8 protein-coding genes and 1 pseudogene are annotated in these 7,333 nt (G+C 42.8%); 2 read left to right on the forward strand and 7 right to left on the reverse strand.

Features of this window, described 5'->3' with window-relative positions; translation table 11 throughout:
* Positions 1-163 (forward strand): annotated as a pseudogene (locus WIW89_RS01475) (DUF4322 domain-containing protein); the annotation flags it as partial.
* Positions 164-173: 10 nt separating this feature from the next.
* On the opposite strand, the gene WIW89_RS01480 reads toward WIW89_RS01475, so the two are convergent.
* The gene (locus WIW89_RS01480; RefSeq protein ID WP_337719498.1) at positions 174-1,277 is read right to left on the reverse strand and encodes a transposase; all 1,104 of its coding nucleotides are present in this window, start codon (positions 1,275-1,277) and stop codon (positions 174-176) included.
* Positions 1,278-1,500: 223 nt separating this feature from the next.
* Between WIW89_RS01480 and WIW89_RS01485 the strand changes: the two genes are divergently transcribed.
* On the forward strand, positions 1,501-1,722 hold the full coding sequence (locus WIW89_RS01485; RefSeq protein WP_337719499.1) for a hypothetical protein: 222 nt from the start codon (positions 1,501-1,503) through the stop codon (positions 1,720-1,722).
* Between the two features lie 18 nt (positions 1,723-1,740).
* Here the strand turns inward: WIW89_RS01485 and WIW89_RS01490 are convergent, their stop codons facing one another.
* From WIW89_RS01490 to WIW89_RS01515, 6 genes are all read right to left on the reverse strand, one after another.
* Positions 1,741-2,106: a hypothetical protein gene (locus WIW89_RS01490; RefSeq protein ID WP_337719500.1), complete on the reverse strand. Its 366-nt coding sequence runs from the start codon at positions 2,104-2,106 to the stop codon at positions 1,741-1,743.
* Between the two features lie 178 nt (positions 2,107-2,284).
* A complete protein-coding gene (locus WIW89_RS01495; protein WP_337719501.1) occupies positions 2,285-3,808 on the reverse strand; it encodes an APC family permease in 1,524 nt (507 codons plus the stop codon).
* 262 nt (positions 3,809-4,070) lie between these two features.
* Positions 4,071-5,204, reverse strand: coding sequence for a citrate synthase (gltA, locus tag WIW89_RS01500; protein ID WP_337719502.1), 1,134 nt, complete (start codon positions 5,202-5,204; stop codon positions 4,071-4,073).
* Positions 5,205-5,206: 2 nt separating this feature from the next.
* On the reverse strand, positions 5,207-5,635 hold the full coding sequence (locus tag WIW89_RS01505) for a CBS domain-containing protein (RefSeq protein ID WP_337719503.1): 429 nt from the start codon (positions 5,633-5,635) through the stop codon (positions 5,207-5,209).
* 104 nt (positions 5,636-5,739) lie between these two features.
* On the reverse strand, positions 5,740-6,591 hold the full coding sequence (gene prpB, locus WIW89_RS01510) for a methylisocitrate lyase (protein WP_337719504.1): 852 nt from the start codon (positions 6,589-6,591) through the stop codon (positions 5,740-5,742).
* Positions 6,566-7,333: MmgE/PrpD family protein (locus WIW89_RS01515; protein WP_337719506.1), on the reverse strand; the 768-nt coding region annotated here is incomplete at its 5' end. The genes prpB and WIW89_RS01515, both read right to left, overlap by 26 nt.

The raw sequence follows: 7,333 nt of genomic DNA on the forward strand, positions 1-7,333 counted from the left end.
ATTCAACAAATAGGATATAAATTACTTTCCATGCTTTAAGGGAAAGGAGATGAAGTAGCAAAAAACCCTCATCTCTGCTTGTTTGTGGAACGATTCAGTAGAGAACAAGTCCGGAGCGTATAACGTATCCCCACAGACCGTGAGAAATTACATAGAGCAGCAGTTATGGGACTTTAACGTAACTTAAAGATTTTCATTAGCCCCGACGATCCACCTAAATAACGTTCAACGAACCTGAGGAACGCCTCCACGCTCCTCAGGTTCAGCTCCCCTATCAGCTCCCTGACGACGTTGACCATGATGGTGAAGATCGTGAGGTAACCCTGAAGCCTCTCTCTCCTCCAGAACGAAGAGTCCTCCAGTCCAAGGGCCTTGACGTCCCTGTGGAGCTTCTCGATCTCCCACCTCATCCTCCATGCCTCCTCGATCTCCTCCTCGCTGAGCGAGAGATCGGTCGTGTAGAGGTATCTGACGTGTGTCCCGGAGTCACCTTTATATTCTTGAACTAGCAATTTTACCGTAATCACTCGGCCTCCCAGGGTCAGGTCGGCGTAGTAGACTCCGGGGGGTAGGTCCCTCACTCGGAGGTGTCCCTCCACCTCCTCGAGGGTCCCCCGGGCCGACTCGACCCTGAGGAGCCTCCGGTTGGACTTGAGCTCAGACACCACGTTGTCCGTCACGAGCTTCTCTGACCAGTACCACGAGTTGAAGACGACCATGGACACGCTAAAGCGCTCCTTGAGCACGTCCAACATCTCCTTGGCCAAGTCGATCTTGGTCTTGAACTCGGTGACCATCCCCAAGTCCAACATCTTCCTCACGGCGTAGGGGAAGGCTCCCACCATGAACGTCCTGCCCGTGGAGAGGTCCACTATAGCGACCGTGAGGAGCTGGACGCCCCTCTCGAACCTCCGGTGGGCGTGGCAGTAGATCCAGTAGTTTCCGTGGGGGCTCACGTCCTTCCCCCGGGAGTACTCCTTGTGGTCCACGGTGTCGTCTATGATTACAGCCACCTCACCCTTCACCAGCCCCGACAGGACCTTCAAGTAGTCCCTCCACGCGTCTTCGAGTTCTCCCAACGCCTCCAGCAGGTTTGCGTAGTCCAACCCGAACGTCTCAGCAGCATTCTTCACGCTGGCCCTACCACCTAGCAGGGTCATGAGGACTAGTGCTAGTCCTACCCTCCTGCTCCTCCCGTTCCTTCTCACTATGCCCAGAACTTGGTTGACTGCCTTGACCAGCCTCTCCTTAGCGTACTCTACTTGTCCCTTCAACATCTTTCAGTAGAACAACGTTGAAAAATAAAAACTTCTCGCTAATACCGACTTCTTGGTATTACCTCCCTAAGATTCCCATAACCGCTGTTCATACTTAGTTTCTGTAAAAAGAGGGGAAAACTTTTGATTTTCTACTTTGTTTCATAGATATAGTTCTAGTGGAAATCTCGGGAGAAAATTGTTTCAAGAGATCTTATATATTCGACACCTTTCTTTTCTTGATGTGAAAGCTTTAGGAACTGTAATAGGACTTGGTATTTATAAATATAATTTAAGCAACATTACGGTTACAATAACAAACCTAGGTAATGAGCAGTACATTCCTTATCAGATAATAATAGACCAATGTCATAACCAACAGACTCCGTATAATCAAGTTCCAATAATCGTAGAGACTCAATACGGAAACACGTTCTATAATAATCTCAACTATAACCTAGTCTAAAAAATGAAGAGTTTTTTATTAGAATAAGTGAACCACTGCTATACCAAACAGTCCTAGGATAAACGCTATGATAACGTATATTATTATTGCTAACACAGCTATTGCTATAGCTCCTAGCCATCCAGTCTCAAATATAGCCTTAAATACAGCTAATATACCTATGATTCCCACTATTATACCTATAAATGGAAAGCCTATGAACGCGAAAATAAATGTTATTATAGTATAGACTATAAAGGCAAAAAGAGTAGCAATTAATGCATCTCCGAAAGAGTTTTCCTTAGATACTGCCTTAGATGCTAGCCATACCGGGATGGACGTTACGATCCATGCTATTAAAAACACTATTACAGCTCCTATTATACCGTGTGAATGTATATCCATATACTATAGTTAAACTCCACATTTATAAAATTACTCTTACCTCAAATAAAATTTGTAAATTAACCCTATTTGTAACAAAACATTCAATTTTAAATGACATCAAAACAATACATTTCTAACTTAATCTAAATTGAACTAGTAGAGGAAAAAATCGGCAACGAAAATCTGAGAATGTAGATTATTCCGGTGGTATCTCCTTATAGACTAGGTCAATATCTATTCCTTCCTTACTCCTCACCTTTTTAGCGGTGATATAAGTTATCAGTCCTAGACCCACTAAGGAAGCGATGTAAGCTGTAGCTATCCAGTTAACTCCGCTAGTTCCCACTACACTGAAGGCGTAGTTGTTATATGGGTCTAAGATCTCACCTTCCATTAAGGACATTATCGCCGTAGATAAAGCGGATCCAATTATTAACGGCTTATTTCTCTCCTCAATCCCCACTTTGACACCGGTGAGTGAGACCAAAATAAGGTATGCTAAAGCCAAAGGAGTATAAGAATATAGGGCACTCGCACCGCTTACAGAGATTATTGGAAGAGCTAGGAAGACTAACGTGGTAGCTAAGTCGAGGAGATGAGCGTAAACCGGAGATGCGAACTTGTTAAGCTTTGCGAATATAGCTGGGAATAGTCTATCAAATGCAAATGCGAACACATATCTTGCAAATACTACTACACCGAAAGCCATGACAAAGAAGTTCCAAGCTATCAGACCAAGACCCAGAATCCACTCGAGTATCTCGTTGTGTGAGAGGAAGATAGCTAAACTCCAGAAATTATAGGTAAATGTAGGATAGTAAGCGGTGTTCGTGGGGCAACCGATTTCGGTATACATCTCGATGAAAGGTATTGTGATCATGAGGAACGTCATTATACTACCTAGATAGAGATTCCATTTTAACGATCCTTCTTTAGCCTCAGCAGCTACTGCTGGCCCCGCATAAAGCCAGATGTATGCAAATGACAAGAAAAATGGGATCATGTAGAAAGTTGAAGCCCAGCTGAAAGACCAAGGAGAAGTGTTCTGGGGGGACAGTTGGAACTCACTAATGAAATTAGGGAGTTGAGACCTCACTGAACCGACGTTTAAGGCGAAAACTATCATTGCAAGGATTAGAGTAATGGTGGAGAAGATACCGAGAGCGGTAGTTAGGCTGAAGCCCCATTTAGGTCTTATTATATTCAAGAGAATGATTATTACAAACGCTATAGCACCGAGAGCGTAAATTAGGAGGTCTTGAGTCAGCGTAAGAGTTCCGTAAGGATTGACAAATACCGTATTTGAGAGGTTAGTCAGTTCCCCTTGATGATTGAGTACACCGATCTCGTACAGAACTAGATTTATCGCTGAGACAGAAAAGAAAGCTGATAGTGCGAAATAAGGTGGCATATTGAATGCAAATGCTACTCCCATTACAGCCCCTACCTTACTGTTTAATCTCCTTGAGATCCATATGTAATCTCCCCCAGTTCTTGGCATCCTCATTAGGAGGCTCGTGTATGTGTAGACCAGCGGTAATGTGAGAATAAAGGTAAGCAAAGAGGTTAACCATAGTATTGAGCCCGGTTGAATATAGGGAGAGATTCCTTCGAAAACTGCTAGACCAGCCCCCATATTTGCAACGTTCAACATAACTAAGTCTTTTAGTGTGGCGTTCTTCACCAACCCAGATGACTCTCTCAAAAATGGTTTTGACATAAATCTAGTTAGGTTAGTGAAATTAAAAAGCGAACTCAAGTTCGACTTAGATTATCTATTCTTTATTCGTTTATTCTCAGAGATAATAATTGTTTTTAATCTAAATCAAAAATGTGAATTGAGATTAGTAGAGAAGAGAAACAATAATCTATGTACTACTTAGAATTATCTTTAGGATAAAAGATTTAGCTCAATTAAAAACAGCTAGACAACAGATATAAAAGTCACTAATCGTGTGGAGTTTTATCTTTACCCTCTGGTTTCACCTTTTATCTATAGGGACGTAATGTTTATACTCTGGACCCACATATAACGCTCTGGGTCTAATGAGTCTATGTTGTTCTTCTACATACTCTATAAAGTGGGCTAACCAACCCAAGGTCCTCGAGAGAGCGAATAACGCCGTATACATATAAATCGGGAAACCTAATCCATGGAAAATTATCCCAGAATAGAAGTCCGTGTTCGGGTAGATACCCTTTGAGCCGAAAGTTTCAATTCCTAGTTTTTCTAGCCTTTCCGCAATTTCTAAGTACTTCTTTATCTCTGGGTTTTCTTGACTCAGCTGCTGTGCTAATTTCTTAAAGATCTTAGCCCTAGGGTCATACGTCTTATATACTCTGTGCCCGAAACCCATTAATCTCTTCCTTCCCTCGACGATGTTTATCTTAAACCACTCGTCTACTTTATCGGGTGAGCCTATCTCGACGAATTGTTTAAACGCTTCTTCGGCAGCCCCTCCGTGCAGAGGCCCTTTAAGTGCGGCTAACGCAGCGACTATGCAAGAGTACATGTCCGAAAACGTAGAAGAAGCTACTAAACCGGCTGTAGTTGATGCAGGAACTTCATGATCAGTATAGAGTATTAACGCTGCGTCCATAGCTTTGATTTCTTTTTCGCCTATTTTTCTGTCAAAGGAAGCTTCGAGAAAACTCTTGGCATAACTTTGGGAAGGTGATGGTATCTTAGGCTTCAGTCCTTCTTTAGCCCTAAAGACGTTTGCTACGACTGTGGCTGTTTTAGCTATTATTTGGATAGCATTATCTCTATCTTTCTCCTTATCCCACTTAGGGTTATAGACTGACGCCATTATGCCAAAGGCGCTCTCCATAATCCCTATTGCGTCACAATTTCTCGGTAGAGAGTAAATTACGTTAATAACCTGCTCCGGTACTTCATAATTCTCATTGAGTTTTGCCTTCACTTCGTTTAGTTGCTTCCTATTAGGGAGTTCTCCATATAGCATCAGATAAATTAACTCCTCGTAGGAAGAATGTTCAACTAAATCGTTTATATCATATCCCCTATAACGCAATACCCCGTGATGACCGTCAATGAAGGTAAGTGAAGTAGTCTTTATAAGTACGTCCTCAAGACCCCTACTTATCTCAACCAACCTCAGTCACCCCCTACCCATTCCTCATCCGGGTTAGCGGAAATTGCTGAAAGCAGGTGCTTTTCACTTATGATATCACGGATGGAGATTACACCCACTACCTTATCCTTACCATCTACGACTACAAGGTGCCTTATGTCATATTGATGCATCAGTCTCGCCGCGTTAGAAAGAGGTTCGTCTTCCCTAATCGTAATTAGCTTACCGTAAGTGCCTAATTTCTCTACAGGTTTATTTAAGTCCTCTCCTTTAGCTACTGCTTTCAGGAGGTCTCTTTCGGTAAATATTCCTACGGGTTTGTCACCATCTACAATGAGAACTGAGCCTACGTTATTCTGAGCCATGAGCTTTACAGCATCTAGGGTCTTAGTCCCTACGGGAACTTTAAGAGGGGATTTATTGATTAAAACCTTTACTTTAACCTGGCTCATAAATACTTATATTGAATTTGTAAACTATAAATCTTTCCCAAATTAATAATGAAAGAAAAATATTAAAATTTTAACTAAAAAAGCAACGTTAACTCAGAAGGTGTTTAAGACTTTACTCCTCCTTTAGCCAGTTCCTTATCTAAGTTCTCGTAAAAGTAGTAGTTTATAATCTCGTATTGCTCTTTTCTGGTCATCATTTTGTCCATTAAGTTCTTTTGCGTCCCTTCCTTGAGCAAAACTTCTAATGCGTCTTTCATAGCCTTAGCTGCTACCCGGAATATTGTAACGGGAAAAATAACGTACTTATAACCCATAGCCTTGAATTCCTCAGCACTTATTAGGGGGGTCTTACCGAATTCAGTCATGTTAGCTAAGAGGGGAGCCCTCACTTCCCTTGCAAACCTCTCGAACTCATCCTTGCTCTCTAGTGCTTCGGGAAAAATTACGTCAGCCCCAGCCTCCAAGTAAATCTGAGCTCTGGTAATAGCATCGTCTAAACCATAATTAGCCCTAGAGTCAGTCCTGGCTATAATCAGCATATCCTTCCTAGCCTTAAGTGCAGCTTTTATCTTAAGCACCATGTCCCTAGGTCTCACTACCTCCTTACCTTCTAAATGACCGCACTTCTTAGGTAAGACCTGATCCTCGATCTGAATAGCGTTAGCCCCGGCACTCTCCAGCACTTTAACAGTCCTATATACATTCACAACTTCTCCGAAGCCTGTGTCTGCATCGACAATTATAGGAATATCTGTAACTTCCCTAATCCTTCTCACCATCCACGCCAACTCGTCTAACGTGATTATGCCTAGGTCTGGCATACCGAGGGAAGAGGTTAAAGCTCCTCCTGACAGATAGACCGCCTTAAACCCAACCTTTTGAGCTAAGAGGGCAGTAAAAGGGTTAAAGACCCCGGGTATAACCAAGAAGTCAGACTTCCTTAAGACCTCTGACAAACTCTCTCACCTTTATAGTATCAAAATTTTTAATAAGTTCGATTTGTTTCTTACTTAAACCCAGCCTACTCGCCTTTTTCTCTAACTCTTCATCACTCATCGGGTTAGCGTAATGCCCTCTAGGTATTTTGACCTCCTTACTGAACTCTCCCTTATCCGTGATCACTGTTATCTTAGTAGGGAGCTCTTTAGGATAAACTGAAGTGTAATCGTCTCTCTCAACTACCTCTATTAAGTCCATAAGCTTTTCCAATGTGGGCTCTCCTATTAAAGAGTAAGAATCAAGCCAAAAGTCCTTCCTGATTAGGCTTACCGCGACTATGAAGGGTAGACTGTGATCAGCTGTTTCCTTGTTTTGAGGTCTCCACTTTTCACGGCTGTCAGCAAGAATCGTTTTCCCAGCTTCATAAGTCTCTATTAACACTTTCTTTATCTCACCGTGGTATTCCAGTCCAGCTGCAGCCTCTACTGCGGCTTGCGCATGGTATTCTACAGGGTACTTCTTGATCATGGTCCTCAGGATCCCCCTTCCGTCTGGTCTAAACTTACTCAAGTCCATATCCCTAGCCACTATGGAAGAGAAACCGAAGACCCCGGAAAACGGTAACTCGGGTGCTGTAAAACCGGATTTAGCTAAGAGAGTTACGAATACAGCGTTCCTGACAGCCTCAGCAGCAGCTCCAGCCTTCCACATGGAGAGCTTACCGCTCCTCGTCTCCCTCAAAGCCACGTGTGGGATTAT

Origin of the sequence: Stygiolobus sp. CP850M, from assembly GCF_037389425.1 — an archaeon.
Lineage (GTDB): Archaea > Thermoproteota > Thermoprotei_A > Sulfolobales > Sulfolobaceae > Stygiolobus.